Here is a 25,833-nt window from a genome sequence, read left to right as displayed (position 1 = left end):
GCCGGCCCGCTACCCGCGAAAGTGGGTAGCGGGCCGGACCACGCCTTTCCCCGTACTCGGACACCCGGCTACCGTCCGGGCGATCGCGCGGGAGCGACAGCCGGTCGCATCCCGTCGCGGACGGAGGTGGGGACGCGTGGCCGTCGAAGCGGTGAGCAGTGCGGAACCGCGGGCACTGCCCGCGGACATCGGTCCCGACGATCCCCCGGTGTCGCCGTTCCTCAGCGCGCCGATGACCGAACTCACCGAACGGATCGCCGCCCTCGGCACGCCGCGCGACTACTCCCGCGGCGAACACGTCTACCGGCAGGGCGAGCTGTCCACCCGGTTCCATCTCGTGCTGTCCGGCCGGGTGCGGATCTACCTGCACCGCCCGGACGGCACCGAACGGTCGCTGGCCTATGCCGAGACCGGTGCCACCCTCGGCGAGGCCGCCAGTGTCGACGGGCGGCCGCGGCACCTCGCCGCGACCTGCACCCGGCACTCGCGGATCGTCTCCGTCACCCGGGACGCGTTGCTCACCGCCGCCCGCAGCTCACCCGAACTGCTGCTGGAGATCACCCGGCGGATCGCCTACAAGCAGCGGCTGATGCAGCTGCACGTGCTGATCGAGGGCCTGCCCGCCCGGGAACGGGTGATCCTGCTGCTCGGCCACCTGGTCGAGGCCTACGGCGAGGTCGCGCTGGACACCACGACCCGATTGTCGATCCGCCCCGCCGTCGACGAACTGGCCCTGCTCGTCGGGCTGACCAGGGTCACGATGAGCCGGGAACTGTCCCGGCTCATCGCCGAGGGCCTGGTCGCCAAGGAGGGCCGCGGGATCATCGTGCGCGACCTGCCCGACCTGCGGCGCCGGGTGCACGCGGTACTGGCGTGACCGGGCGGTCCGCGGCCCGGTCCAGGTAGGCGAGCACGGCCAGCACCCGGCGGTGCACCGCCTGGCCGTGCGGCAGCTCCAGCTTCGCCAGGATGCTGCCGATGTGTTTCTCCACCGACACCAGGGCCAGCACCAGCCGGTCGGCGATCGCCTGGTTCGACAGTCCCTGCGCCATCAGGCCGAGCACCTCGTGCTCGCGCGCGGTGAGCGCGGTCAGCGGCCCGCTGCGCCGCCCCCGGTTCAGCAACTGGGCGACGACCTCCGGGTCCATCGCGGTGCCGCCGGCGGCGACCCGCTGCAGGGCGTCGAGGAAGTCGTCCAGCTCCCCGATCCGGTCCTTGAGCAGGTACCCGACGCCCCCGGCGCCGTCCGAGAGCAGCTCGGCCGCGTAGCCGGCCTCGACGTACTGGGACAGGATCAGCACCGGTTCACCCGGGTGCTGCCCGCGCAGCCGGATCGCGGCCCGCAGTCCCTCGTCGGAGAAGCCCGGTGGCAGCCGCACGTCGGCGATCGTGACGTCCGGCCGGTGTTCGGCAACGGCCTCGATCAGGGAGTCGGCGTCGGCCACCGCCGCCACCACCTCGTGCCCCTCGGCCTCCAGGATGCGGGTGATCCCCTCCCGCAGCAGTACCAGGTCCTCGGCCAGCACTATCCGCACGGCAGCTCCGCCCGCACCGTCGTCGGCCCGCCGGGCGGGCTGGTCACGCCCAGCGTGCCATCGAGCGCCTCCACCCGGTAGCGCAGACCGGTCAGCCCCGGCCCGCCCGGGTCGGCCCCGCCGCGGCCGTCGTCGGCGATCTCGATCCGCAGGCTGTCCGGGCCGCGGGAGGTCCGGACCCGGCAGTGCGTGGCCCCGGCGTGTTTGGCCGCGTTCGCTAGTGCCTCCGCCGCGACGAAGTACGCCGCCGTCTCGACCGCGGGTGCGGTCCGCCCGCCGGCCGCCCGGTCCAGGTCGACCGGCAGGGCGCAGTCCTCGGCGAGTGCGCTCAGCGCGGCGTCCAGGCCGCGGTCGGTCAGCACCGGCGGGAGTATGCCGCGCACCAGCCTGCGCAGCTCGGCCAGTGCGGCCCCGGCGGTGTCGACCGCGCCGGACAGCTCGGCCCGGGCCCGGTCGGCCTCGGGCCCCAGCGGGCGCAGCGACCGGCCCAGCGCGGCGAGCTGCATGGTCAGCGCGACCAGCCGGGCCTGCGCACCGTCGTGCAGGTTCTGCTCGATCCGGCGCAGCTCCGCGGTCTGGGCGTCCACCGCCCGCGCCCGGCCGGCCAGCACCTGCGCCATCCGGTCCGCGCCGCCGCACAGCCAGGACTGCGCGGCCCGGGCCTGGGCCGCGGCCAGTACCCGGACCAGCAGCACGGCCGACACCAGCAGCCCGGCCGCCGTCACCCGGACCGCCCATCCCGGCCCGGCGGGCAGCGCGAGACCGCCGGGCAGTGCCGCGTCCACCCGTCCCCAGTGACCGTCGAGCAGGCCGGACACGGCGAGCGCGCCGGGCACCGCGACGGCCACGGCGCTCATCGGACCGGACCCGGCGAGCAGCAGCAGGTGGCGCCACCGGTCGGCGTCCAGCGGTCCCAGCAGGGCTGCGGCGACCTGCCGGAGCCGGCCGGTCGGTGAGCCCGGCCGGGGCGCCGGGACCGCTACCCCCATCAGCCGCAGCCGCGCCCGTTCGGCCGCCTGCACCAGCCGCACCGTGGCGATCACCGGCAGCAGCACGAGCAGCCCGAGCAGGTTCGTCAGCGACGACACCACGAGCACGCCCAGCCCCAGCAGCCACAAGCCCAGCACCGCCCCGACGAGCAGGAACACCAGTTCGCGCGGGACCGGGACGAGCCATCGGCGGAGCGTGGCGAGCCCGGTCACGGCCGGGCCCACTGCGTCTGCTCGGACGCGCAGGACGCCCCGGTCGCGGGCAGCTCGCCGTCGAGGAGGTAGCGGTGCACGGCGTCCCGGACACAGCGGTTGTCCGGCTGCCCCAGGTAGACGGCGTGCGTGAAGCCGTGGACGGCCAGCACCGCGCCCGGGCCGAGTGCCTCGGCCACCCGGTGTGCCCCGGCCAGGTGCGTGGTCGGGTCCAGCGTGCTGTTCACGACCAGGGCCGGCGGGGCGTCCGGTGCGTCGAGCGGGCCCGGCGGGTTCGTCCCGGGCAGCGGCCAGCCCCCGCACCGCCAGTCCTCGAGCGCCGGGGCCGGCCCGGTCCGCGGGGCGAGCTCCGCCGGCCCGGTCCGCCCGGCGACCAGGGCCGCGTAGTCGTCCGGGAGCGGGAAGTCGGCGCAGTTGGTGAGCTGCCCGGCGTCCATGCCACCACCGGCCGGGGCGTGGCGCATCGGTGCGGCCAGCGGGCCGGCATCGCCGTTCCGGGCGGCGAGCAGCGCGGCGGCGTAGCCCCGCGGGTCCGTCTCCGCCATCGACGGCGCGGCCATCCGGATCTCGTCGGCGCGCAGCGCCGGTCCGCCCTCCACGGGCAGCGGGGCGCGGGCGACGACGTCGTCCCACAGCTGCAACGGGTCCTCCCCCGGCGCGCACTCCGGGTCCTCGGCGCAGCGGGCCGCGAACCGGTCGAGCAGCGCATCGCCGGCCACCGCCCGGTCGATCCGGTCGCGCTCGGCGGGCGCGCTGTGGTCGACGACGCTGTCCAGGTAGAGCGCGGTGAGCCGGTCGCCGTACCGCTGCGCGTAGGCCTGTCCGAAGACGGTGCCGTAGGAGTTGCCGAAGAATGCGATCCGGTCCTCGCCGAGTGCCGCCCGGATGTCGTCGACGTCGTCGGCGACGTCCGCCGCGCTCACGTGTTCGACCAGCTCCGGATGCCCGGCCCGGCAGGACTCGGCGTACCGGGCCTGGTGCTCCCGGTGCTCGGCGAAGGCCTCCGGGGAGTCGAGCACCGCGATCGGCGGCGCCAGGTCCGGATCGCAGGTCCCGGCGCTCGCGCCGTAGCCGCGGGAGTCGAAGGTGACCACGTCGAACCACTGCCTCAGCTCGGCCACCCCGGCCCGGTGCCGCGGGTCGAGCAGCACCTGGCGTGCCGGGGCCGGCCCGCCGACGTGCAGGACGAGGGTCCCCCGGCGCTGATCGGGATCAGCGGCCGGCATCCGGACCACCGCGAGGTCGATCGCCGGCCCGTCCGGGTCGGCCCGGTCCACCGGCACGGTCACGCCCGCGCACTGCACGGCGGCGTCGTCGTCCGCGCACGGTTCCCAGGACGTGATCGGCGGCCGAGCCGGATCCGCAGGCGGTTCCGGGGCGGTCGAGCAGGCGGCGAGCGCGCCCAGCGCGGCGACGCCGAGCAGCGCGGTGAGACGGTGGCGGATCATGGTTGTCGATCCTGCGCACCGGATGCTCCCCGCACATCGCAGCGACCCGTGCTTCCGGGGTATGGCCCACCATGCCCCGAGGGTCGGTCAGCCCTCGCTGACCAGTGGGCTGGACGCGATCTCGGTGCCGTCCTCGAGGGTCTGGATCTCGAAGTCGGCGAAGACGTTGGGCACCTCGCGCTGCAGCTGACGCAGGCACTCCACGGCGAGCTCACGGATCTCGACGTCGGCGTGCTCGGAGGCGCGCATCGCGACGAAGTGCCGCCAGGCGCGGTAGTTCCCGGTGACCACGATCCGGGTCTCGGTCGCGTTCGGCAGCACCGAGCGGGCGGCCTGGCGGGCCTGCTTGCGCCGCAGGGTCCCGTTCGGGACGTCGGCGAACCGCTTCTCCAGCCCCTCGAGGAGCTTCTCGTAGGACGCCAGCGCGTCCGCCGACGCCTGCTGGAACAGCTCGTGCAGCTCCGGGTCGTCGGCGATGACGTCCGGCTCGACCATCGCCGCATCCCGCTCCGGGACGTAGCGCTGGGAGAGCTGGGAGTAGGAGAAGTGCCGGTGCCGGATCAGCTCGTGGGTCAGCGAGCGGGAGATCCCGGTCAGGTAGAAGCTGACGCTGCCGTGCTCGAGCACCGAGAGGTGCCCGACCTCGAGGATGTGCCGGATGTAGCCGGCGTTGGTCGCCGTCTTCGGGTTCGGCTTCTTCCACGACTGGTAGCAGGCCCGGCCGGCGAACTCGGCGAGCGCCTGGCCGCCGTCGGCGTCGGTGGACCACGGCACGTCCGCCGGCGGGAGGAACTCGGTCTTCGCCACCAGCTGAACGCTGAGCGGAACGGTCTGCGGCGCGGTCTCCGACATGCCGACGAGGGTAACCACGGCCGCATGATGACGTCACCGGTGACAGCAACTCCTCGACACGACGTCATCGATGGCGTCATAGTGGTGTCATGGACCTCACGCCGTACGTCGCGCAGCTGCGCGACGACCTCGCCGCCGCGGCGGCAGCGGGTGACGAGCAGACCCGCCGCACGGCGGCACTGCTCGGCACCGCGATCGAGCCCGCCGCCCGCCTGGCGATCATGAACGCACTCTCCGACCTCGCCTCCGAGGCGACCGCCGCACTCGGCGACCGCTCCGTGGAGGTCCGGCTGCACGGCCGGGAGGTCCGGGTGTCGGTGTCCGGCGCGCCGGACACCGACACGCCTGCCCCCGACACCGGCAGCAGCGCCGGCGGCGCCGGGGGCACGGACGGGCCCGGCTCCCCCTTCCTCGGCGACGCGGGTGACATCAGCCGGGTCACGCTGCGCATCGTCGAACAGATCAAGGCGCAGGCCGAGCAGGCCGCGCAGTCACAGGGCGTCTCGCTGAACACCTGGGTCTCCCAGGCCGTGCAGGGTGCGCTCGCCGGCGCCGAGGGGCGGGCCCGCGGGCGCGACCCGCGCGACGGCCGCAACCTCCGAGGATGGGTGCAGGGATGACCGACGAGCAGAACGTCCCGGATCCGGTGGCCGAGGACACCCGCCGCGAGCGGTGGGACAGCGCGGGCCCGGCCGAGCTGGAGATCACCATCGGCGGCGGACGGGTGCGCATCGACCTGGTCGAGGACGCGTCCGAGGTCACCGTCGAGGTCACCACGGACCGCGGCGGCGCCCCCTGGTCGGGCGGTCTCGGCGGGCTCCTCGACTGGATCGGGTCGTCGATGGGCGGGAACTCCCCGGCCGGTGGCGCGGGCTGGTCCGGCCGCGGGTTCGATCCGATCGTCGGCGCGCCGTGGGAACGCTCCGGCGACCCGTCGGCCGATGCCCTCGAGGCCGTGACGATCGAGTGGTCCGAGACGGGCAGGCGGCTGGTCGTGCGCGGCCCGGAGGAGCCGGCGCTGAGCGCTGTCCCGCTGATCGTCACGGTGTCCGCCCCGGCGGCGTCGCGGCCCGCCGTGCGCACCGGCGCCGCGGCCGTCGAGGTGACCGGGCGGGCGTCCTGGGCGGCGGTGCGTACCGGCTCCGGGACGGCCCGGCTGGCCGAGGTGACCGGCGAGGCCGACATCACCACCGGATCCGGCGGGATCGACCTCGGTTCGTGCGGCGGGCGGGCGCAGCTGCGCACCGGCAGCGGCGAGATCGAGGCCGGATCGATCGGCGGGCCGTCCCGGGTGCGGACCGGCAGCGGGGACATCCGGCTCGGCGAGCTCACCGGCGACCTGGAGGTGCGCAGCGGCTCCGGCGACGTGGTGATCTCCGACGCCGTCTCCGGTGACGTCCGGCTGAGCACCGGATCGGGCAACGTGCGGGTGGGCGTGCACTCCGGCGTCGCCGCCGAGCTGGACCTGTCCACCGGGTCCGGCCGGGCACGCAGCGAGCTGGAGGTGCACGACGGCGCCCCCGGCGAGCGGGCGGTGCGGCTCTCCGGGCGCACCGGCAGCGGAGACGTGCTGGTCACCCGGGCGGCGACGATCGCGGCCTGAGCCGGCGGCCGCGCTTCGCAGGGCACGATCGCGCGACGACGGGCGGCCCCCACTCGACCGGACGGCCGAGGCGGGGCCGCCCGAGCACGACACGGCAGCAGACCCGGCCCGGCTACCCGGGCGGGCTGCTCGGCTGCCGAGCGGGGGTGGGGCTGCTGGACTGTCGCGTCGCACTCGGACAGGCGGCTCGGCAGCCAGGCCGCGCACGGACGGGCTGCTCGGCTGTCGCGCCGCGCTCTGGCGGACTGCCGCGCCGCGCCCGGGATCCCGCCGGGGATCCGATCAGCCGGCTCGCAGGGCGCTGCGCAGCGCTGCGGCGAGATCGCCCCGCTCCCCCACCTCGACGCCGTCGAGCCCGAGCCAGCAGGCCATCGTCGTCAGCTCGGCGGCCAGCTCGGCCGCGATCCGGGACTCCGGCAGGCCCCGGCCCGGCTCCGCGAACGCACCCGGCACCCGCAGCACCCCGGCCACCCGGTCGGCCTTGAGATCCACCCGCCCGACCAGCGCGCCGTCGAGCAGGAACGGAAAGACGTAGTAGCCGTACTCCCGCTTGGCCTCGGGCACGTAGATCTCGATCCGATAGCGGAAGCCGAAGATCCGCTCGGCGCGGTCGCGCTCCCACACCAGCGGATCGAACGGGCTCAGCAGCGCCCGCCCGGACACCGCGCGCGGGACCGTCGCCGACGGGCTCCGGTAGGCCGGGCGCGCCCAGCCCCGGACCGCGACCGGCTCCAGCTCCCCCGCCTCGACCAGTTCGGCGATCGCGGTGCGGGTGCGCTCCGGGCCCAGCCGGTAGTAGTCGCGCAGGTCGGTCTCGGTGCCGATGCCGAGCGCGGCGGCGGACTTCGCGACGAGTGCGCGGGCCGCGTCGGCCGGGTCCGGCGGCGGGGCGGCGAACACCTCCGGCGGGAGGACCCGCTCCGGGAGGTCGTAGCGGCGCTCGAAGTGCCGCCGGGTACCCACGGCCAGCTCACCGACCGCGAACAGGTACTCGCAGACCTGCTTCACCTCGGACCGCTCCCACCAGGTGGCACCGGGCGGACGGGGCCGCACGTCACCGGCCCGCCCCTCGGGCGCGAGCGCCTTCTCGATCGCACCGGCTCCGATCGGGCCGCGCTCGGCGACGACGGCCCGGATGTCGCCGGCCAGTGTCGGGTGCCGCTCCAGCAGCGGTGCGTAGTGCTTCCACCATCGGCGGGGCAGTGTCTTGTGCCCGAGCAGCGGCCAGTCGGTGACCGGGACCAGGCTCGCCTCGTGCGCCCACGTCTCGGCGAGCAGCCGGGGCCGGCGGGCCGAGGGCGACCAGGCCGCATCGTCGAGCAGGGCTGGCGGATAGTCGCCGAGCCTGCTGAACAGCGGCATGTAGTGCGAGCGCACCGCCACGTTCACCGAGTCCAGCTGCAGCAGCTTGATCCGGTCCAGCACCCGCTGCAGGTGCCGCCGGGTGACCGGCCCGGACGGCCGGGGGTCGGTGAACCCCTGGGCCGCGAGAAAGGTCCGCCGGGCCACGTCCCCCGAGATCGTCCGCACGACGCCGATGCTGCCACGGCCCCCCGACAATCCCGGCGCGGCCGCCACCCGCTGCCGGGCTCCCGCCGCCCGCTGCTGCTGCCCGCTGCGGCTGCCCGCCGCCCGTTGCCCGCCGCCGGCTGCCCGCAGACCGTTGCCCGCCGCCGGCTGCCCACCGTCCGCTGCCCGCCGTCCGTTGCCGAACGGTCCCCGGAACCCGCTGTGCACCCGCCGGGCGGGCACCGGTAGGCATGGACCCATGGCCACCGCGACCGTCCGCCCCGCCACCGATGACGACGTCGACGCCATCATGGGCATCCAGGACCGCACCTGGCGTACCGCGTACGCCGGGCTGCTGCCCGAGGAGGCGTTCGCGAGCCTCACCTCGGACGCCGCGCGCAGTCACTGGACCGACGCGGTGCACGCCGGCGACGGCTTCCACCTGCTGGTCGCGCTGGAGGGCGACGAGATCGTCGGGTTCGCCGCCGCCGCCCGCTACGCCGGCGCAGGCGACCTGTCGATCGCCGAGGTCTCGGCGCTGCTGGTGGAGCCCCGCTGGGGGCGCCGCGGGCACGGCGGCCGGCTGCTCGCCACCGCCGCCACCGCGCTGCGCGCCGCGGGCGAGCAGACCGGCCGGGTCTGGGTGCCGGAGGCCGACGCGGCGTCCCGCGGGTTCTACGCGCGCGCCGGCTGGGAGCCCGACGGCGCCGTCCGCACCCTGGACACCGGCACCGGCACCATCCGGGAGATCCGGATGGCCGGGACCCTGGACCTGCGCCTGGTCGAGTAGCGCCTCAGGCCAGGCCGAGCAGCGGCTCGAGCCCGATCGTCAGCCCCGGCCGGTCACGCACCGCGCGCACGGCCAGCAGCACGCCCGGCATGAACGACGTCCGGTTCATCGAGTCGTGCCGCAGCGTGAGGACCTCGCCGTCGGTGCCCAGGATGACCTCCTGGTGCGCGATCAGGCCGGGCATCCGGACGGCGTGCACGTGCACCCCGTCGACGACGGCGCCGCGGGCCCCACCGGGGTCGGTGGTGGTGGCGTCCGGGACCGGGCCGAGCCCGGCGTCGGCACGGGCGGCGGCGACCACGGACGCGGTACGCGCGGCGGTGCCGGACGGGGCGTCGACCTTGCCCGGATGGTGCAGCTCGACGATCTCGGCGGAGTCGAAGAACCGCGCCGCCTGCGCCGCGAAGTGCATCATCAGCACCGCGCCGACCCCGAAGTTCGGGGCGACCAGCACGCTGCCGGAGCCGCGCTCGTCGAGCAGCGCGCGCACCTCGTCGAACCTCGCCCCGTCGAACCCGCTGGTCCCGACGACCGGCGCGACGCCCCGCCCGAGGCACTCCCGGATGTTGTCCAGCGCCGCACCGGGGTGGGTGAAGTCGACGGCGACGTCGGCACCGTCCAGCCCGGACAGGTCGTCACCGGCGTCGAGGGCGGCCACCAGCTCGGTGTCCGGCGCCTGCTCCACCGCCCGGCAGACCTCGCTGCCCATCCGGCCCTTCGCGCCGAGCACCGCCACCCGGATCGTCCCGCTCACCAGCACACCCCGTTCCGCCGTCGTCGTGACCGGGCGAGTCTAGTTCCCCGGATCGGCCGGCCCCGATCAGCCGGCGACCAGACCACCGATCCACACGGCGGTCGCGAGCATCCCGGCGGCGAGCTCGATCAGGATGCTCCATCCGACGGCGGTGAGCGCCTCGCGGGCCGATCGCCAGGCCGTCGTCGCATCCGGCAGCCGGACCAGCTCGGCCAGCCACACACCCAGCACGAAGCCGATGAACAGGCCGATCACCGGGATCACGAAGAAGCCGATGACGCCGAGCAGCAGGCCGGCCAGCAGCGTCCGGGTCGGCACCCCGGACGCCTTGAGCCGCCGCCCCGGCAGCAGGTACTTGGCGACCTGCCCGACGATCGTCACCGCGACCGCGATGCCCAGCACCCACCAGCCGACCGCGTCGCCACGGGGCACCGCCCAGACCGCCACACCGCCGATGATCAGCAGCGGGCCGGGCAGCACCGGAAGCACGATCCCGGCCAGCCCGACGGCGATCATCAACCCGGCCAGTACCGCGAGCCCCGTCATGCGCTCAGCCTGCCAGACCGGCGGATCCCGCCCGCCGCGAGCGCGGCGTCACGCAACGATCGGCACGGCCGCGGCGGACTCCGGTCCGCCACGGCGCTCACTCACAGGTCGCGCAGCGACGCCGGGAGCTCGTCCACCTCGTCGAACGGCCCGACGACGGCAGCGGTGAGCGGCTGCTCCAGCAGCTCGGCGGCGACGGTCGCCACCTCCTCCGCGGTGACCGCGGTGATCCGGGCGAGGCTGTCCCCCACCGACCGCTGCCGGCCGTGGTCGAGCTCGGCCCGGCCCAGCCGGTTCATCCGGGACGCGGTGTCCTCGCAGCCCAGTACGAGGCCGCCGCGCAGTGACCCCTTGGCCCGGGCCACCTCGGCGTCGGTCAGACCGTCGGCGGCGACCTCGCCGAGCACGTCCCGCACCACGGCGACGACCTCGCCGAGGCGCTCGGGGGCGCACCCGGCATACACCGAGAGCGCGCCGGCGTCGGCGTACCGCGCGGTCGACGAGTACACCTGGTAGGCCAGTCCGCGCTGCTCGCGCACCTGCTGGAACAGCCGCGACGACAGGCCACCGCCGAGGGCGGCGTTCAGCACCGCCAGCACCGGCCTGGCGTGCGCGAGCCGGCCCTCGGTCGGGACGCCGAGCATCACGTGCGCCTGCTCGGACTCGTCGGGCTGCAGCCCGAGCGCCCCGGTGCGGTCCGGTCGCACCCCGGTCGAGGTGCGCGGCGGGACCGCCCGGGCGGAGGCCTGCGCGCGGCTCGCGGAGGCCAGCGCGGCCCCGACGAGTTCGACGATCCGGTCGTGCTCCAGGTTCCCGGCCGCGGCGACGACCATCCGCGGCGTCGTGTACTCGCCCTGCCAGAACGTGTGCAGGGTGTCCCGGCTCATCGCCCGGATCGACTCCTCGGAGCCGATCACCGGGCGGCCGAGCGGGTGGTCACCGAACAGGGTCTGGTCGAACAGGTCGCCGAGCAGGTCCTCCGGGTCGTCGTCGCGCATCGAGATCTCCTCGAGCACGACGCCCCGTTCCAGCTCGACGTCGGTGTGCGCGAGCTCGGCGTCGGTGACCACGTCGGCCAGCAGATCGACCGCCAGCGCGACGTCGGTGTCGAGCACGTGCGCGTAGTAGCAGGTGTGCTCCTTGGCGGTGAACGCGTTCAGCTCACCGCCGACCGCGTCCATCTCCTCGGCGATCCCGGCCGCGGTACGCCGCCGGGTGCCCTTGAAGAGCAGGTGCTCCAGGAAGTGCGCGGCCCCGGCCTGGGCCGGTGACTCGTCGACCGAGCCGATCCCGATCCAGATGCCGAGTGCGACCGAGCGGACACCGGGGACCGACTCGGTCACCAGCCGGACCCCGCCGGGCAGCTCGCTGCGCCGGACGCTCTCCGGCGGTCCACCGATGTCGGTGCTCACGCGGGCGGCGGCCCGGGAACCCTCGGGTCCCCGGGCCGCCGTCACGTCACCGTTCTTCTCGGCCAACTGATCAGCTCTGGTCCGCCGTGGCCTCGGCCGGCTCGTCGGCAGCGGCGTCGGCCGGAGCGTCCGCCCCGTCGGCCGCGGCAGCGCCGTCCTCCTGCACCGGCACCAGGCTGATCTTGCCCCGGTTGTCGATGTCGGTGACCTCGACGCGCAGCTTGTCGCCGACCTTGCAGACGTCCTCGACCTTGCTGATCCGCTTCCCGTTGCCGAGCTTCGAGATGTGGACCAGGCCGTCCTTGCCGGGGACCAGCGAGACGAAGGCACCGAACGCGGCGGCCTTGACCACCGTGCCCAGGAACCGCTCGCCGACCTTCGGCAGCTGCGGGTTGGCGATCGCGTTGATCATGCCGATCGCCTCCTCCGCGGAGGGGCCGTCGTTCGCGCCGACGTAGATCGTGCCGTCGTCCTCGATCGAGATGTCGGCGCCGGTCTTCTCGGTGATCGAGTTGATCATCTTGCCCTTCGGGCCGATGACCTCGCCGATCTTGTCGACCGGGACCTTCACCGCGGTGACCCGCGGCGCGTACTTGCTCATCTCGTCCGGGCCGTCGATGGCCTCGCCGATCACCTCGAGGATGGTCAGGCGGGCGTCCTTGGCCTGGCTCAGCGCGGCGGCCAGCACCTCGGAGGGGATGCCGTCGAGCTTGGTGTCGAGCTGGAGCGCGGTGACGAACTCCTTGGTGCCGGCGACCTTGAAGTCCATGTCGCCGAACGCGTCCTCGGCGCCCAGGATGTCGGTCAGCGCCACGTACTTCGTCTCGGGCTGCCCGGCTGCGTTCTCAACCTGGTCGGACACCAGGCCCATCGCGATGCCCGCGACCGGCGCCTTCAGCGGCACACCGGCGTTGAGCAGCGACATCGTGGACGCGCAGACCGAGCCCATCGAGGTCGAGCCGTTCGAGCCCAGCGCCTCGGAGACCTGCCGGATCGCGTAGGGGAACTCGTCGCGGTTCGGCAGGACCGGGAGCAGCGCCCGCTCCGCCAGCGCGCCGTGCCCGATCTCGCGGCGCTTCGGCGAGCCGACCCGGCCGGTCTCACCGGTCGAGTACGGCGGGAAGTTGTAGTGGTGCAGGTAGCGCTTGCGCGTCTCCGGCCCCAGCTGGTCGATCTGCTGCTCCATGCGCAGCATGTTCAGCGTGGTGACGCCCATGATCTGGGTCTCGCCACGCTCGAACAGCGCCGAGCCGTGCGCCCGCGGGACGACCTCGACCTCGGCCGAGAGCGGCCGGATGTCGGTCAGGCCGCGGCCGTCGATCCGGACCTGGTCGGTCAGGATCCGGCGGCGGATCAGCTTCTTGTTCAGGGCGCGGAACGCGTTGCCCAGCTCGGACTCGCGGCCGACGAAGCGCTCGCCGAGCTTGTCCAGCACCGACGCCTTGATCTCGTCGGTGCGGGTCTCGCGCTCCTGCTTGCCGGCGATGGTCAGCGCCTGCGCCAGCTCCTGCTCGACGGCCTCGGAGACCGCCTCGAAGGCGTCCGGCTGGTAGGCCGGGAACACCGGGTACTCGCCGGTCGGCTTGGCCGCGACGTCGGCCAGCGCCTGCTGTGCGGCGCAGAGGCTCTTGATGAACGGCTTGGCCGCCTCGAGACCGTCCGCGACGACCTCCTCGGTCGGCGCGGTGGCGCCGCCGGCGACCAGCTCGATCGTCCGGACGGTGGCCTCGGCCTCGACCATCATGATCGCTACGTCCGCCGAGTCACCGTCACCGACGGTGCGGCCCGCGACGACCATGTCGAACGCGGCGCGCTCGAGCTGGTCGTGGGTCGGGAACGCGACCCACTGCGAGGTCGGCGACGCGTCGGTTCCGTCGCCCGCGATCAGGGCGACACGGACGCCGCCGACCGGGCCGGAGAACGGCAGGCCGGCGAGCTGGGTGGATGCCGACGCGGCGTTGATCGCCACGACGTCGTACGGGTCCTTCGGGTCGAGCGACATGACCGTCACGACGACCTGGATCTCGTTGCGCAGACCGTCCACGAAGGACGGGCGCAGCGGGCGGTCGATGAGGCGGCAGGTCAGGATCGCGTCGGTGCCCGGGCGGCCCTCGCGGCGGAAGAACGAGCCGGGGATCCGGCCCGCGGCGTACATCCGCTCCTCGACGTCGACCGTCAGCGGGAAGAAGTCGAACTGGTCCTTCGGCCGCTTCGAGGCGGTCGTGGCGGACAGCAGCATGGTCTCGTCGTCGAGGTAGGCGACGACGGATCCGGCGGCCTGCCGGGCGAGCCGGCCGGCCTCGAACCGGACGGTGCGGGTGCCGTAGGCACCGTTGTCGATGACGGCGGTGCTCTCGTGCACGCCGTCCTCTGAGATGACGTCAGTCATACGGGGAAGTCTCTCCTCGTCGTTGGGAGTGTTTCTCTGCCTCCCACCACCGACGACGTCCGGCTCGATCCCCTGCTGGGCCGGTCTTCGATCGAAGCCCCCGGCAACTCCTGCTCCCGGGAGCCACTACCGAGGACCGGCGGATGTCCGGTCGTCTCGTGGCGGGACTGTTCAGTTGTGGTGCGGCACCGGCGACCCGTGATCGGTCACGGTCTCCGATGCGAATCGACCCGGCACCGGATTCCGGTGCCGGGTCGGTCGGCGGGTCAGCGGCGCAGACCCAGCTTCTCGATCAGTGCGCGGTAGCGCGCGACGTCGACCGCACGCAGGTACTTGAGCAGCCGGCGACGACGACCGACCAGCAGCAGCAGGCCGCGCCGGCTGTGGTGGTCGTGCTTGTGCTGCTTCAGGTGCTCGGTCAGGCCGATGATGCGCTGCGTCAGCAGCGCCACCTGGGCCTCGGGGGACCCGGTGTCGGTGGCGTGGGTGCCGTACTTCTCGAGCGTGCTCTTCTTGTCGGCCGTGGACAGTGCCACTGCAACTCCTTCATCGTGTCGACGGTCCGTGTGGCCGTACCGCCTCGGACCACGCGACACCGAGTCGTCCCGGAGTGATCTCGAGAGTCTTCGGAGCCGGAGCCCGGCGGCAGGTAGTCGGTCGCGGCCGCCACGGACTGCAGCCGGACCCACGTGAAACGGTACCAGCGACCCACTTCCCGGCCGCTCCCGACCCGCGCGGGCCGGGAGCCTCAGCGGGCCAGCCGGGCGGCCAGGCCGTCCAGGACGATCCCCAGCTTGGCCGGGTAGGCCCCGCGCGGGGAGGCGATCAGCGCGCGCATGCCGGGATCGTCGCGCCAGGCCCGGTCCTGCGCCGTCCGGTCGAGGCCGTCGAGGGCGGCCGCGGTGTCCAGTGCCAGGTCGGCCACCATGTCCAGGGCCACCAGCGCGTCCGCCGCGGTGAATCCCTGCCGTTCGAGATCCGCCCGGATCCGCCCGACCTCGGCGACGACCGCGGCCGGTGGCGCCGGCAAGCTCCTGATCAGCGCGGCCGCGCCCGGCCGGCGCCCGGCCAGGTCCCAGAACGTGTCCCCCCACGCGGTGAGCAGCTCCCGCCAGCCCGCACCGGTCCCGGGCCAGCGGGCCTCGCGGGCGAGCCGGTCGGCGGCCGCGGCGACCAGGTCGTGCCGGTCGCGCACGTGCCCGTAGAGCGTCGAGTGATGCACCCCCAGGTGCGCGGCGACGGCCGTGAGAGTGAGCGAGCCCGGACCGACCTCCAGCGCGGCGACGGCGATCCGGTCCCGGTCGACGACCGCTGGCCGGCCGCGGCGACGCCCGGGAGGAGGCATGCCGCCATCGTCGCACGGCAGCCGGTTGACCTCGCGACATATTTTCCCACAGACTGTGAGTTAGCTGAGCCTCACTTCATCATCGGCTCCCCGAACCGAGGATCGGACCCATGCGCCCCCTCCCCCGCGCGGCCGCCGCGCTCGCCCTCCTGCTGCTCGCCGGATGCTCGGGCGGGACCGTCGCCGCAGAGCCGCAACCCGGCGGCACGCGGACCGTCGCCCACGAGCGCGGCACCGTCGAGGTCCCGGCCGACGCCCGGTCGGTCGTCGCGCTCGACGAGTACGCCGGGCTCAACCTGCTCACCGTCGGCATCCGACCGGCTGCCGTGTTCGGTGGCCTCTCCTCCGAGCTCGGTACGACCGTCCTGGGGGATGCCGGGGTCGGCGTCACCCCCGCCCCGACGATGATCACCAGCCCGGATCTCGAGGCGATCGCCGCGACCGGGCCGGACGTCATCGTCCTGACCTCGCCGGGATCGCTGCTCGACACCACCTACCCGCAGCTCTCCGCCATCGCCCCGACCGTCGTGCTTCCGTTCGAGGGCGACTGGCGGGAGCCGGTCCGGGTCGCCGGGGCCGCGTTCGGCGCCGAGGACCGGGCCGGGGCCGTCGTCGGCGTCCTGGAGGACCGGCTGGCGGAGTTGCGCGAGGCGACCGGGCGGCAGCCGCTGCAGCTGTCGGTGCTCGGATCGTTCCAGGACATGCTCTACTCCCCGGCGCCGGCGAACCCCGGTTCCCGGCTCGTCGCCGACGCCGGCATCACCCGGCCGGAGGCGGAGCTCGCGGCGGCCGCCGGGGCCTCGGCCTCGACGATCCCGGTGTCCGCCGAGATGCTCCCCGCGCACGACGCGGACGCCGTCGTCGTGCTCGGCGGGTCGATCTACGATTCCGAGGCGGTCACCGGACTGCCCACCTTCGCCGCCCTGCACGCGGCCCGAGCCGGGCGGACCACCGTCGCGGTCGGCGAGATGTGGGCGGGCGGCACGGCGCTGGCGACCTGGTGGGTGCTCGACGACCTCACCACCCTGACCGGCGGCGGTCTCACGCTCGGCACCGTCGACGACGGGCCGGCCAGGGCAGCGGCACTACAGGCGGCGGCGGACGACGCGAGCTGATCCTCACCGGCCCAGCGGGACCCGGTGCACCGTGCGGTACACCGGGCCACCGGACCCCGGGCCGTTCACCGGGCCCGGGTCACTGCGAACCAGCAGCGCCTCGGCGGGCGTCCACCACGGCCCCGGCCCCGGCCCCAGCCCCAGCCCCGGCACCGGCACCGGCACCGGCACCGGCTCCGGCTCCGGCTCCGGGGCGGCCGCCCGGTCCGCGGTGCGGGAGCGGCGGGCCAGCGTCAGGTGCGCCCGGAACCGCGCCGGATCCGCACCGGCGCGGGCGGCGAGATCGAGCAGGGCGTCCGCCGGCTGCACACCCACCCACAGCACGCCGGGGAAACGGCCGATCCCGGCGAGCCGCAGCCGGGGCGCCGGCGCCCCGGCCAGTGCCGCATCGAGTGCCTCGGCGCGCCGCACCGGGTCGTCCTCGCCGTGGAAGCAGAGCGTGATGTGCAGGTTCTCCGGCCGGACCGGCCGCCATCCGCCCTCCGACGGCACGGCGGGTGCCACCCGCAGCGCCGCGAGGACCGGGGCCGGTGGCCACAGCGCGGTGAACAGCCGCATCGCCACTCCATGATCGTCACCTCGTGGTGCTCCGGTGCCGTCGACGGCACCGAACCTCCACCGGACGACGATCGTCGCATCGCTCAGCGCCGGGACGCGGCCCGCCGCAGCACCTCGGCGAGCTCCGGGAACGACGTCGCCAGCGCCGCCGCCGCGGCGATCAGCCGGGCCGGGCCGATCACCCCGCGCAGCGCGTCCTCCGGGTGCGGGACGACCGGTCTCCGGGGTTCCCGCGGCGGCGGCACCGCGGCCTGCACCGGCTCACCACCGCAGGAGCAGACACCGTCGGCACCCCACGGGGTCGCCCCGGCCCGGATCTGTTCCAGCAGCCCGGCCACCTCGTCGGGCGGCACCGGTCCCCGGCAGACCCGCCGGTCCAGCGCCACCATCCGGCTCAGCACGGCCGGATCCCCGATCTTCACCCGGCGTGCGCCGGACAGCTGGCTGAGCATCGCGGGGCTCAGCCCCAGCGCCGACGCGAGCCGGGCCTGGGTGATCCGCAGCCCGGAGGTCAACCGGTGCACCCTCTCCCCCAGCGGCTCGCCGTAGAGCTCACGTTGCCGGGCGCGGTTCTCCGCCAGCAGGTCGCGATCGGGCCGGTCGGCCGGGAGCTCGTCCATGCCCCGATCCTCGGCCCGGCACCGGCCGTCCCGGACCGGTTCGAGCCGAACAGGGGACTTCCACTCAACCCTGCTCGTCGTCCGGGCCGAGCGCGTCGCCGGAGGCGGTGAGGATCCGCCGGGTCCGCGCCACGTCCTCACCCATCCGGGCGATCAGCGGCTCGACGCCGTCGAAGTACTCCTGCCCGCGCAGCCGGGCGACGAACTCGACACCGACCTCGTGGCCGTAGAAGTTCTCGTCGACGTCGAGCACGTAGGCCTCGACGGTGCGCACCCGGCCGGAGAACGTCGGGTTGGTGCCGACCGAGATCGCGGTCATCAGCCGGCGCTCACCGATCCGGAACCAGCCCGCGTAGACGCCGTCCGCGGGGATCGCGGTGTGCGGCGGGCAGGCCACGTTCGCGGTGGGGAAGCCCAGGTCACGGCCGCGTTTGTGACCGTGCACGATCACCCCGTCCACCCGGTGCCAGCGGCCCAGCGCGTGCGCCGCGTCTCTCACGTCCCCGGCGTCGATGCAGGAGCGGATGTAGGTGGAGGAGAAGGTCACGTCGTTCTCCGAGATGAGATCCAGTGCGTCGCAGGAGAAACCGAACCGGCGGCCCAGCTCGTCCAGCGCCGTGACGTCGCCGGCCGCCCGGTGACCGAAGGTGAAGTTGCTGCCGACGACGACGACCGCGGCATGCAGCCGATCGACCAGGATCTCGTGCACGAACCCGGCGGGATCGGTCCGGGAGAGCTGCTCGGTGAACGGGATGACGCAGAAGACGTCGGCGCCGCGCTCGGCCACCAGCTCCGCGCGCCGGTCCAGGGTGGACAGCCGCGCCGGGTGGGTACCCGGCCTGATCAGCTCCGCCGGATGCGGGTCGAAGGTCACCACGACCGCGGGGAGACCGCGCTCGCGGGCCCGTTGCACGGCACGATCGATCAACTCACGGTGCCCGCGGTGCACCCCGTCGAACACACCGATGGTGACGACGCACCGCCCCCAGCCGGGCGGGACGGCCTCCAGACCACGCCAGCGCTGCACGGTCGCGAGCCTACGGAACCGCTCCGCCGCGCACCGCACCGGCGCCGCGTTCAGCCCGCCGGTGCCAGCACCACCACCGGACGGGCGGAGCTGCCGCGGTCGGCCATCAGCGCGAGCGCGGCACCGTCCGGGCCGAACACGCCGTAGGTGCCGGGGAGCCCGGCGGCGGGCAGCGACCGGCCGATCCGGACGTCGGTGGCGGCCGCGTCGTCGACGTCGACCCGCGGGAACGCCGTCGCCACCGCGGCGGCGAGATCGAGCGACAGCCCTGGCGTCGCGGCCAGTTCCTCGACGGTGCGGGCGTGCTCCAGAGTGAAGGGCCCGACCCGGGTCCGGCGCAGCGCCGTGAGGTGCCCGCCGACCCCGAGCGCGGCGCCGAGATCGCGGGCGAGTGCCCGCACGTAGGTACCCGAGGAGCACTCGACGGCGACGTCGAGATCGAGGAACGGCCCGTCCCGGCGCAGCGCCAGCAGGTCGAACGCCGACACGGTCACCGGCCGCGCCGGGATCACCACGGTCTCGCCGTCGCGCACCCGCTGGTAGGCCCGCTTGCCGTCGATCTTGACCGCGGACACCGCGCTCGGGACCTGCTCGATGTCACCGGTCAGCCGCGCCATCTCCGTGCGGACGTCGTCGTCGCCGGCATCGACCGGGACCGGCTCGCCGAGCGGCTCGCCCTCGGCGTCGTCGGTGCCGGTGGCGATCCCCAGCCGGACGGTCGCGGTGTAGGCCTTGGTGTCCAGCGACAGGTGGCCGAGCAGCTTGGTCGCCCGCTCGATCCCGACCACCAGCACACCGGTCGCCATCGGGTCCAGGGTGCCCGCGTGCCCGACCTTGCGGGTGCCCATGATCCGGCGCAGCTTCCCGACGACGTCGTGACTGGTCGGGCCCCGGTCCTTGTCGACGATCACGAGGCCGGGCGGCGGGGGCGGGTCACGGGGTGGCACGGGCGCCGATCGTAGGAGCAGGCACTCAGAGCGCCAGCCGGTACCCGACCCCGCGGACCGTCAGCACCACGTCGCGGTCGCCGAGCTTGGACCGCAGCGACGCCACGTGCGCCTCCATGGTGCGGGCCGCGGAGGCGTCCGCGATCCCCCAGACCTGCTCGAGCAACTCGGTGCGCGGCAGCACCGCCCCCTCCCGGCGGGCGAGCGCGGCCAGCAGGTCGAACTCCTTGCGGGTGAGCGCGATCTCGGCACCGCCGGCGGTGACCGCCCGCCGGTCCAGGTCGACGACCACATCCCCCACGGTCACCGTGGCCGCGACCGCCGCCCCGGTGGCGCGCCGGAGCACGGCGTCGATCCGGGCCAGCAGCTCCTCGGTGGAGATCGGCTTCACCAGGTAGTCGTCGGCGCCCGAGCGCAGGCCCTGCACCCGGGCCGCGACGTCGCCGCGGCCGGTGATGGCCAGGATCGGCACCCGGGAGCGCTCCCGGATCTCCCGGCAGACACCGAGGCCGTCGCGGTCGGGCAGTCCCATGTCGAGCAGCACGACGTCCGGTTCCCGCTCGGCGACCGCGGCCAGTGCCGCGCTCCCGCTGCCGACCAGCTCGGTCGGGAACCCGTGCCCGACCAGGGTGCGACGCAGCGCGTCACCCAGGAGCGGGTCGTCCTCGACCAGGAGTACGCGCACGTCACCAGCGTAGCCCTGCTTCCTCAAGGGTTCCTCAAGCCCGGTGCCCGTTCCGTTGCAGCGGAACACGGTCCGCCCGCAGGGTGCTCACACCGAACGAGGTCGAGGAGGACCGACATGGCCGAGGTTGGCACTGCAGCCGGCTCACCCGGGCAGGGGGGCGGTACCGCCGGCGCCCCCACCCGTCAGAAGAAGAAGGTCTACACCCAGCTCTGGTTCTGGGTGATCATCGGCATCGTGGGCGGGGCCCTGCTGGGGTGGCTCTTCCCCGAGATCGGCCTCCAGGTCAAGTGGCTCGCCGACGCCTTCATCCAGATGATCAAGGTCATCGTCGGACCGGTCATCTTCTGCACCGTGGTCGTCGGCATCGCCTCGATCGGCAACCTGGCCCGGGCCGGCGGGCTCGCCGCACGGGCCCTGATCTACTTCATGATCGCCACGGCGGTGGCGCTGACGATCGGGCTGCTCGCCGCCAACATCTTCGCGCCGGGCACCGGATTCACCGGGTCCCCGTCCGCGGCCGACCTGGCCAAGGCCACCGGGCAGATCGAGTCGGGCTCGGAGTCGGGTCAGGGCGGTCTGGTCGGCTTCCTGCTCGACGACGTCCTGCCGACCAGCTTCCTCGCACCGTTCGTCGACAACGAGGTGCTGCGGGTCCTGGTGCTGGCGATCCTGACCGCCTGCGCGGTCTCCGCGCTGGCCCCGGCGATGCGCGAGCGGGTCGTCGGCTCGATCGACGCGATCGCCAAGGTGATCTTCGGGATCATCAAGCTGATCATGTGGGCGGCTCCGGTCGCGGCCTTCGGCGGCATGGCCTACACCGTGGCCGCCTTCGGTGCCGGGTCACTGGGCAACCTGTTGCAGCTGATGGCCGTGTTCTGGGGCACCTGCCTGTTCTTCGTGGTGGTGATCCTCGGGGCCGTGTCCGCGGTGGCAGGCTTCAACATCTTCAAGGTCATCCGGCTGATCAAGGACGAGCTGCTGATCATCGTCGGCACCTCGTCGTCGGAGTCGGTGCTGCCCCGGCTGCTCACCAAGCTGCAGGCGGCCGGCGCCTCCAAGCAGACCGTCGGCATGGTCATCCCGACCGGCTACTCGTTCAACCTCGACGGCACCTGCATCTACCTGACCCTGGGCGCGCTGTTCATCGCCCAGGCCGGCGGGGTCACGCTGCCGGTCGGCCTGCAGATCGGGCTCGCCCTGCTCATGGTGCTGACGTCCAAGGGCGCGGCGGGCGTCACCGGCGCCGGGCTGATCACGCTGTCCGCGTCGCTGCAGGCCTTCGGCGGGGACTTCTTCACCCCGGAGGCGATCGCGATCGGCATCGCGGTGATCATCGGCATCGACCGTGTCATGTCCGAGGGCCGCGCACTCACCAACTGCATCGGCAACGTCGTCGCGACCCTGGTCATCGCCCGCTGGAACGGCGAGCTGGACCGCGAGCGGCTCGCCGCGGTGCTCGACGACCCCTCGCTCGTCGAGGAGGCGATGGCGGCCGAGCACGGCGGCCGGGCAGATGCGGAGCTGGCCGAGAAGGCCGAGGAGGCCGGCGACGACCCGGCCCGCAAGGCGAACGTCGGCGCCCCGGCCTGAGCCGGTTCCCGGCCGGATCATCCTCATGACGGTCGAACCCCCGCGGCGCGCAGACCCCGCCCGCGGGGGTTCGCGCGTTCCGGGCGCCGCCGGGCCACCACGGTGGCAGGCTGGGCAGGTGCGCCGGCCGTTCCGCTCCCCCAGCACCCCGCTGCGGCGGTCCCGGCTGGTGCGCCGGCTGTTCGTGCTGCAGGTCGTGACGGTGCTGCTGACCGTCGGAGGGCTGACCACGCTCGGCGTCATCGGAGCCCGGGAGCTGGAGCACGACGCCGCGGCCCGGCTCACCACCGCCACCGCCCTGAGCCTGGCCGCCGACCCCGAGGTCCTCGACGCGCTGCGGGCCGGCGGCGACGTCGATGCGCTGTCCGCCCGGCTGCAGCCGGTCGCCGAACGGATCAGGATCGCGACCGGCACCAGCTTCATCGTCGTCATGTCCCCCGGCGGGGTCCGCTACAGCCACTACGACCCGTCCCGGATCGGCGGTCTCTACCAGGGCAACATCGCCCCGGCGCTGGCCGGGCGCACCGACACCGAGATCTACCCCGGCACGCTGGGCCCCTCGGTCCGCACCGTCACACCGGTCGTCCTCGACGACCGGCTCACCGCGGTCGTCTCGGTCGGCGTGCTGCAGACCCGGATCTCCGATCTCGCGCTGCGCTGGCTGCCCGCGATCGCCGTGGCCGCCGGGGCCGCGCTGCTGCTCGGGCTCGGGCTGGCCGTGCTGCTGGCCCGCCGGCTGCGCCGCCAGACGCTGGGTCTCGAACCGGAGGACATCACCGCGGCCTACACCCATCACGAGGCGGTGCTGCACGCCGTCGGTGAGGGCCTGCTGGTCGTCGACGTGCGCGGTCGCATCGTGGTGCTCAACGCCGAGGCGGGACGCCTGCTGGCACCGGCCGACGCCGGGGACGCCACATCCGGGCTCCTGCTCGGCGAACTCGGCCTGGACCCGGCGGTGGAGGCCGTCCTCACCCGTGGCCTGCACACCGACCTGCACGACGAGCCGGCACTGGCAGGTGAGCGGGTGCTGCTGGTCAACTGCCGGACGGCCGGGCCGGCTGCCGGCCAGGGGACCCGGGTGTTCACCGTGCGGGACCGCACCGAGCTCGTCGACGCGCTGCGTCAGCGGGACGACGCTCGCGACAAGGTGGCGGCCCTGTCGGGCCAGGCCCACGAATTCGCGAACCGGATGCAGACCGTGCTGACCCTGATCGAGCTCGGCGACACCCACGACGCCGCGGCGGCCGGGTCCTCGGCGATGGCCCGCACCCGCGGACCGGGCGCGGAGGTGGTGGCGGAGGTGTCCGACCCGGTCCTCGCCGCGTTGCTCGCCGACAAGGCCTGGGCCGCAGCCGAGGTCGACGTGAGCTTCTCGGTGCACGATCGCTGCGACCCGGATCTGATCCCCGACGGACGGCTGCCGTTCACGCCCGACGACCTGGTCTCGCTGACCGGGAACCTCGTCGACAACGCGCTGGAGGCCGCCGCAGCCGGCGGCGACCGCACCGTCGGCGTCGTGATCCGCACCCTCGGTACCGAGGTCCTCCTCGAGGTCGCCGATTCCGGGCCGGGGGTGTCCCCGGATGTCGCGCAGGAGCTGTTCACCTTCGGCTTCAGTACCCGGGGCGAGCCCGGCGGGCGACCGCGCGGCATCGGCCTGGCCCTGGTCGACCGGATCACCCGCCGGCTCGGGGGTTCGGTTCGGGTCGCCGCGCGGCCCACCGGCTCCGGATCGCTCTTCGTCGTCCGGCTGCCCCTGCCGACGCGAGCCCCGGCCGGGGCCGGGGATCGGTCCGCGTAGGCGTAGGGGCTGTGGCTGCGGTCCCGGCAGCGGCGCCGGGATCAGGCCCGGACCGCGCCCGGCACCGCCCACCGCCCGGAGTACGTGCGCCACCCCACCGCCACCAACCGGATCAGCATGAACGCGGCGAGCCCCGTCCAGATCCCGACCAGCCCCCAGCCGAACACCAGCGACAGCCAGATCAGCGGCAGGAACCCGCCGAGCGCGGCCAGCAGCGTCGTCGTACGCAGGAAGGCGGCGTCCCCGGCGCCGAGCAGCACCCCGTCGAGCGCGAAGACGACCCCGGCGATCGGCTGCAGCGCGGTGAAGAACCACCAGGCGGCCGGGATCGTCGCGAGCACCAGCGCGTCGGTGGTGAACACCCCCGGCAGCACCGGGTACAGCGCGGCGAACACCACCGCGAAGACGCACCCGAGCAACAGGCCGTAGCGGGTCACCCGGGCGGCGACGGCCCGGGCCCGCACGGTGTCGGCGGCGGTGCGGGCGGCACCCAGGGCCGACCCGACGAGCGCCTGGGCGGCGATCGCGACGGCGTCGAGCACCAGCGCCTGGAACACCCACAGCTGCAGCACGATCTGGTGCGCCGCGACGGCGCCCGCCCCGAACCGGGCGGCGACGGCGGTGGCGGACAGGAAGCAGGCCTGGAATCCGAGCGAGCGGATCACCAGGTCGCGGCCCATCGTCGCCTGGGCGCGCAGTACCGCGGTGTCGGGGGCGAGCCGGATCGGGTCGGACGCGGGGGCCCGGCGCCGCTCGACGGCCAGCGCCCACAGGAAGAACGACGCCGACACCGTCTGCGCGATCACGTTCGCGACCGCCGAGCCCTCCAGTCCCCACCCGTCCCAGTCACCGGCGCCGTGCACCAGGAACGGGCAGAGCACCGCGGACAGCGCGTTCCCGGCGATCACGTAGCGCATCGGGCGCACGGTGTCCTGCACGCCGCGCATCCAGCCGTTCCCGGCGAGGGTGATCAGCACCATCGGGGCGCCGAACAGCGCGATCCGCAGCCAGTTCGCCGCGCCGTCGGCGATCTCACCGCTGCCGGCGAGCGCCCGGGTGACGGGCTCCGCGACCAGCTGCCCGAGCCCGATGACGAGCAGCCCGACGGCGACCGCCAGCCAGGTCGCCTGCATCCCCTCGGTGACCGCAGCGGACCGGCGGCCGGCGCCGTAGAAACGCGACGCGCGGGCCGTCGTCCCGTAGGACAGGAACGTCAGCTGTGTGGTGACCTGCGCGAACAACACCCCCGCGACGGCCAGCCCGGCGAGCGGAACCGCCCCGAGCCGCCCGACGACGGCGGTGTCGACCAGCAGGTACAGCGGTTCGGCCGCCAGTACCGGGAGCGCCGGGACGGCCAGCCGCAGGATGTCCCGGGCCCCGCCGGGGGTACGGGTGGTGCCACTCACCGGTCAGCGACTGGGGCGGCGGCAGATGAAGCAGAACGCCGGTGGGACGTTGCGCCACACCGTCCGGGTCGTGACGACCTCGTCGAAGGTGTCCTGCAGCGTCGCCCGGAACCGGCGGGCCGAGCGCATCGGCAGGGTGTGCGAGTAGGCGAACGTGGTGAACGCGCCGTGCTCCCCGATCACGTCGACGACCTGCCCGAGGATCTCCTGCTGCCCCGCCTGGTCGAACAGCGACCAGGGCAGACCGGAGACGACCGCATCGACCTGCTCGATGCCGCGCTCGGCCAGCAGCTCACCGAGCTTGCGGGCGTCGCCGTTGACGACCTCGACGTCGGGGTGCCGGCGCTGCAGGTAGCGGGCCATTCCCGGATCGAGCTCGACGGCGAGATGCCGACCCTCCGGCGACAGCCGGCGGGCCACCTCCGCGGTCACCGCCCCGGTACCGGGCCCCAGCTCGACGACGACGGGGGTGCCGTGCCCGGGGGCGACCCTGGCCAGCTTCTCGGACAGGCGTCGTGAGCTCGGCCAGACGGCACCGACCCGCACCGGGTTGCGGACCCATGCACCGAGGAACTCCCGCCACCCGCTGCTGTCTCCGTGGCCGTCCGGGGCCGGAACGGGCTGCGAACTCACACGAACCTCCTGAGGTGATCGGCCGATACGCTACGGCGCGCAGGCGCGGCCCGGCGGACCGCC

25 protein-coding genes are annotated in these 25,833 nt (G+C 74.3%); 7 read left to right on the top strand and 18 right to left on the bottom strand.

Annotated elements, in window-relative coordinates:
- Nucleotides 1-136: 136 nt before the first annotated feature.
- Nucleotides 137-877 carry a Crp/Fnr family transcriptional regulator gene (locus Pdca_RS09855; protein WP_085912483.1) on the top strand — a complete coding sequence of 247 codons (741 nt, stop codon included), beginning with the start codon at nucleotides 137-139 and terminating at the stop codon, nucleotides 875-877.
- Here the strand turns inward: Pdca_RS09855 and Pdca_RS09850 are convergent.
- From Pdca_RS09850 to thyX, 4 genes are all read right to left on the bottom strand, one after another.
- Nucleotides 822-1,535 (bottom strand): response regulator transcription factor, encoded by a 714-nt coding sequence (locus tag Pdca_RS09850; RefSeq protein WP_085912482.1) that lies wholly within the window; start codon nucleotides 1,533-1,535, stop codon nucleotides 822-824. The two genes, Pdca_RS09855 and Pdca_RS09850, sit on opposite strands and share 56 nt — an antisense overlap.
- Entirely contained in the window at nucleotides 1,526-2,749 is a 1,224-nt protein-coding gene (locus tag Pdca_RS37495; RefSeq protein ID WP_197719959.1) for a sensor histidine kinase, read from the bottom strand. Before Pdca_RS37495 ends, Pdca_RS09850 begins: the two co-directional genes overlap by 10 nt.
- A complete protein-coding gene (locus Pdca_RS09840) occupies nucleotides 2,734-4,185 on the bottom strand; it encodes an alpha/beta hydrolase (RefSeq protein ID WP_085912481.1) in 1,452 nt (483 codons plus the stop codon). The genes Pdca_RS37495 and Pdca_RS09840 overlap by 16 nt, the downstream gene beginning before the upstream one ends.
- 87 nt (nucleotides 4,186-4,272) lie before the next feature.
- Nucleotides 4,273-5,037, bottom strand: coding sequence for an FAD-dependent thymidylate synthase (thyX, locus tag Pdca_RS09835; RefSeq protein ID WP_085912528.1), 765 nt, complete (start codon nucleotides 5,035-5,037; stop codon nucleotides 4,273-4,275).
- Between the two features lie 89 nt (nucleotides 5,038-5,126).
- Between thyX and Pdca_RS09830 the strand changes: the two genes are divergently transcribed.
- Entirely contained in the window at nucleotides 5,127-5,657 is a 531-nt protein-coding gene (locus Pdca_RS09830; protein WP_085912480.1) for a toxin-antitoxin system HicB family antitoxin, read from the top strand.
- A complete protein-coding gene (locus Pdca_RS09825) occupies nucleotides 5,654-6,640 on the top strand; it encodes a DUF4097 family beta strand repeat-containing protein (RefSeq protein WP_085912479.1) in 987 nt (328 codons plus the stop codon). Before Pdca_RS09830 ends, Pdca_RS09825 begins: the two co-directional genes overlap by 4 nt.
- A 282-nt stretch (nucleotides 6,641-6,922) precedes the next feature.
- Here the strand turns inward: Pdca_RS09825 and Pdca_RS09820 are convergent, their stop codons facing one another.
- Entirely contained in the window at nucleotides 6,923-8,170 is a 1,248-nt protein-coding gene (locus tag Pdca_RS09820) for a winged helix-turn-helix domain-containing protein (protein ID WP_085912527.1), read from the bottom strand.
- 238 nt (nucleotides 8,171-8,408) lie between these two features.
- On the opposite strand from Pdca_RS09820, the gene Pdca_RS09815 reads away from it, so the two are divergent.
- Nucleotides 8,409-8,939 carry a GNAT family N-acetyltransferase gene (locus Pdca_RS09815; RefSeq protein ID WP_085912478.1) on the top strand — a complete coding sequence of 177 codons (531 nt, stop codon included), beginning with the start codon at nucleotides 8,409-8,411 and terminating at the stop codon, nucleotides 8,937-8,939.
- A 4-nt stretch (nucleotides 8,940-8,943) separates the two neighbouring features.
- Here Pdca_RS09815 and dapB read toward each other — a convergent pair whose 3' ends face one another.
- From dapB to Pdca_RS09785, 6 genes are all read right to left on the bottom strand, one after another.
- Nucleotides 8,944-9,693 (bottom strand): 4-hydroxy-tetrahydrodipicolinate reductase, encoded by a 750-nt coding sequence (dapB, locus tag Pdca_RS09810; RefSeq protein ID WP_197719958.1) that lies wholly within the window; start codon nucleotides 9,691-9,693, stop codon nucleotides 8,944-8,946.
- Between the two features lie 66 nt (nucleotides 9,694-9,759).
- Nucleotides 9,760-10,239, bottom strand: a complete 480-nt coding sequence (locus Pdca_RS09805) for a DUF456 domain-containing protein (RefSeq protein WP_085912476.1) — start codon at nucleotides 10,237-10,239, stop codon at nucleotides 9,760-9,762.
- Between the two features lie 101 nt (nucleotides 10,240-10,340).
- Nucleotides 10,341-11,651, bottom strand: a complete 1,311-nt coding sequence (locus tag Pdca_RS09800) for a M16 family metallopeptidase (RefSeq protein ID WP_179956596.1) — start codon at nucleotides 11,649-11,651, stop codon at nucleotides 10,341-10,343.
- A 70-nt stretch (nucleotides 11,652-11,721) separates the two neighbouring features.
- Nucleotides 11,722-14,040, bottom strand: coding sequence for a polyribonucleotide nucleotidyltransferase (locus Pdca_RS09795; RefSeq protein ID WP_085912475.1), 2,319 nt, complete (start codon nucleotides 14,038-14,040; stop codon nucleotides 11,722-11,724).
- Between the two features lie 266 nt (nucleotides 14,041-14,306).
- Nucleotides 14,307-14,576: a 30S ribosomal protein S15 gene (gene rpsO, locus Pdca_RS09790; protein ID WP_085912474.1), complete on the bottom strand. Its 270-nt coding sequence runs from the start codon at nucleotides 14,574-14,576 to the stop codon at nucleotides 14,307-14,309.
- Between the two features lie 212 nt (nucleotides 14,577-14,788).
- Nucleotides 14,789-15,385 (bottom strand): TetR/AcrR family transcriptional regulator, encoded by a 597-nt coding sequence (locus Pdca_RS09785; protein ID WP_085912473.1) that lies wholly within the window; start codon nucleotides 15,383-15,385, stop codon nucleotides 14,789-14,791.
- A gap of 110 nt (nucleotides 15,386-15,495) precedes the next feature.
- Between Pdca_RS09785 and Pdca_RS09780 the strand changes: the two genes are divergently transcribed.
- Nucleotides 15,496-16,500: an ABC transporter substrate-binding protein gene (locus Pdca_RS09780; protein WP_085912472.1), complete on the top strand. Its 1,005-nt coding sequence runs from the start codon at nucleotides 15,496-15,498 to the stop codon at nucleotides 16,498-16,500.
- 3 nt (nucleotides 16,501-16,503) lie between these two features.
- Here the strand turns inward: Pdca_RS09780 and Pdca_RS09775 are convergent, their stop codons facing one another.
- The 5 genes from Pdca_RS09775 to Pdca_RS09755 form a co-directional block, all read right to left on the bottom strand.
- Nucleotides 16,504-17,058 (bottom strand): 2'-5' RNA ligase family protein, encoded by a 555-nt coding sequence (locus tag Pdca_RS09775; protein WP_085912525.1) that lies wholly within the window; start codon nucleotides 17,056-17,058, stop codon nucleotides 16,504-16,506.
- A gap of 83 nt (nucleotides 17,059-17,141) precedes the next feature.
- Complete coding sequence (locus Pdca_RS09770) at nucleotides 17,142-17,678, bottom strand: hypothetical protein (RefSeq protein ID WP_085912471.1); 537 nt, start codon at nucleotides 17,676-17,678, stop codon at nucleotides 17,142-17,144.
- Nucleotides 17,679-17,742: 64 nt separating this feature from the next.
- On the bottom strand, nucleotides 17,743-18,705 hold the full coding sequence (locus Pdca_RS09765; RefSeq protein ID WP_085912524.1) for a bifunctional riboflavin kinase/FAD synthetase: 963 nt from the start codon (nucleotides 18,703-18,705) through the stop codon (nucleotides 17,743-17,745).
- A gap of 50 nt (nucleotides 18,706-18,755) precedes the next feature.
- A complete protein-coding gene (gene truB, locus Pdca_RS09760) occupies nucleotides 18,756-19,652 on the bottom strand; it encodes a tRNA pseudouridine(55) synthase TruB (RefSeq protein ID WP_232021495.1) in 897 nt (298 codons plus the stop codon).
- A gap of 25 nt (nucleotides 19,653-19,677) precedes the next feature.
- Entirely contained in the window at nucleotides 19,678-20,337 is a 660-nt protein-coding gene (locus tag Pdca_RS09755) for a response regulator transcription factor (RefSeq protein WP_085912469.1), read from the bottom strand.
- 117 nt (nucleotides 20,338-20,454) lie between these two features.
- Between Pdca_RS09755 and Pdca_RS09750 the strand changes: the two genes are divergently transcribed.
- Together Pdca_RS09750 and Pdca_RS09745 are read left to right on the top strand one after the other, a co-directional pair.
- On the top strand, nucleotides 20,455-21,930 hold the full coding sequence (locus Pdca_RS09750; protein ID WP_085912468.1) for a cation:dicarboxylate symporter family transporter: 1,476 nt from the start codon (nucleotides 20,455-20,457) through the stop codon (nucleotides 21,928-21,930).
- A 118-nt stretch (nucleotides 21,931-22,048) separates the two neighbouring features.
- Nucleotides 22,049-23,731, top strand: a complete 1,683-nt coding sequence (locus tag Pdca_RS09745) for a sensor histidine kinase (RefSeq protein WP_158092129.1) — start codon at nucleotides 22,049-22,051, stop codon at nucleotides 23,729-23,731.
- 41 nt (nucleotides 23,732-23,772) lie between these two features.
- On the opposite strand, the gene Pdca_RS09740 is transcribed toward Pdca_RS09745, so the two are convergent.
- Nucleotides 23,773-25,137, bottom strand: coding sequence for an MATE family efflux transporter (locus Pdca_RS09740; RefSeq protein ID WP_085912466.1), 1,365 nt, complete (start codon nucleotides 25,135-25,137; stop codon nucleotides 23,773-23,775).
- Between the two features lie 3 nt (nucleotides 25,138-25,140).
- Nucleotides 25,141-25,770, bottom strand: coding sequence for a class I SAM-dependent methyltransferase (locus Pdca_RS09735; protein ID WP_085912465.1), 630 nt, complete (start codon nucleotides 25,768-25,770; stop codon nucleotides 25,141-25,143).
- Between the last annotated feature and the right edge of the window lie 63 nt (nucleotides 25,771-25,833).

Source organism: Pseudonocardia autotrophica (assembly GCF_003945385.1).
Classification (GTDB): domain Bacteria; phylum Actinomycetota; class Actinomycetes; order Mycobacteriales; family Pseudonocardiaceae; genus Pseudonocardia; species Pseudonocardia autotrophica.
This window is presented reverse-complemented; position numbering and strand designations above follow the sequence as displayed.

What these genes read in the sequence shown, in the direction of transcription:
- Pdca_RS09840 (WP_085912481.1), bottom strand. Translation starts at nt 4,185, where the DNA reads ATGATCCGCCACCGTCTCACCGCGCTGCTCGGCGTCGCCGCGCTGGGC.
- thyX (WP_085912528.1), bottom strand. Translation starts at nt 5,037, where the DNA reads ATGTCGGAGACCGCGCCGCAGACCGTTCCGCTCAGCGTTCAGCTGGTG.
- Pdca_RS09830 (WP_085912480.1), top strand. Translation starts at nt 5,127, where the DNA reads ATGGACCTCACGCCGTACGTCGCGCAGCTGCGCGACGACCTCGCCGCC.
- Pdca_RS09825 (WP_085912479.1), top strand. Translation starts at nt 5,654, where the DNA reads ATGACCGACGAGCAGAACGTCCCGGATCCGGTGGCCGAGGACACCCGC.
- Pdca_RS09815 (WP_085912478.1), top strand. Translation starts at nt 8,409, where the DNA reads ATGGCCACCGCGACCGTCCGCCCCGCCACCGATGACGACGTCGACGCC.
- Pdca_RS09805 (WP_085912476.1), bottom strand. Translation starts at nt 10,239, where the DNA reads ATGACGGGGCTCGCGGTACTGGCCGGGTTGATGATCGCCGTCGGGCTG.
- Pdca_RS09795 (WP_085912475.1), bottom strand. Translation starts at nt 14,040, where the DNA reads ATGACTGACGTCATCTCAGAGGACGGCGTGCACGAGAGCACCGCCGTC.
- Pdca_RS09785 (WP_085912473.1), bottom strand. Translation starts at nt 15,385, where the DNA reads ATGCCTCCTCCCGGGCGTCGCCGCGGCCGGCCAGCGGTCGTCGACCGG.
- Pdca_RS09780 (WP_085912472.1), top strand. Translation starts at nt 15,496, where the DNA reads ATGCGCCCCCTCCCCCGCGCGGCCGCCGCGCTCGCCCTCCTGCTGCTC.
- Pdca_RS09775 (WP_085912525.1), bottom strand. Translation starts at nt 17,058, where the DNA reads ATGCGGCTGTTCACCGCGCTGTGGCCACCGGCCCCGGTCCTCGCGGCG.
- Pdca_RS09770 (WP_085912471.1), bottom strand. Translation starts at nt 17,678, where the DNA reads ATGGACGAGCTCCCGGCCGACCGGCCCGATCGCGACCTGCTGGCGGAG.
- Pdca_RS09750 (WP_085912468.1), top strand. Translation starts at nt 20,455, where the DNA reads ATGGCCGAGGTTGGCACTGCAGCCGGCTCACCCGGGCAGGGGGGCGGT.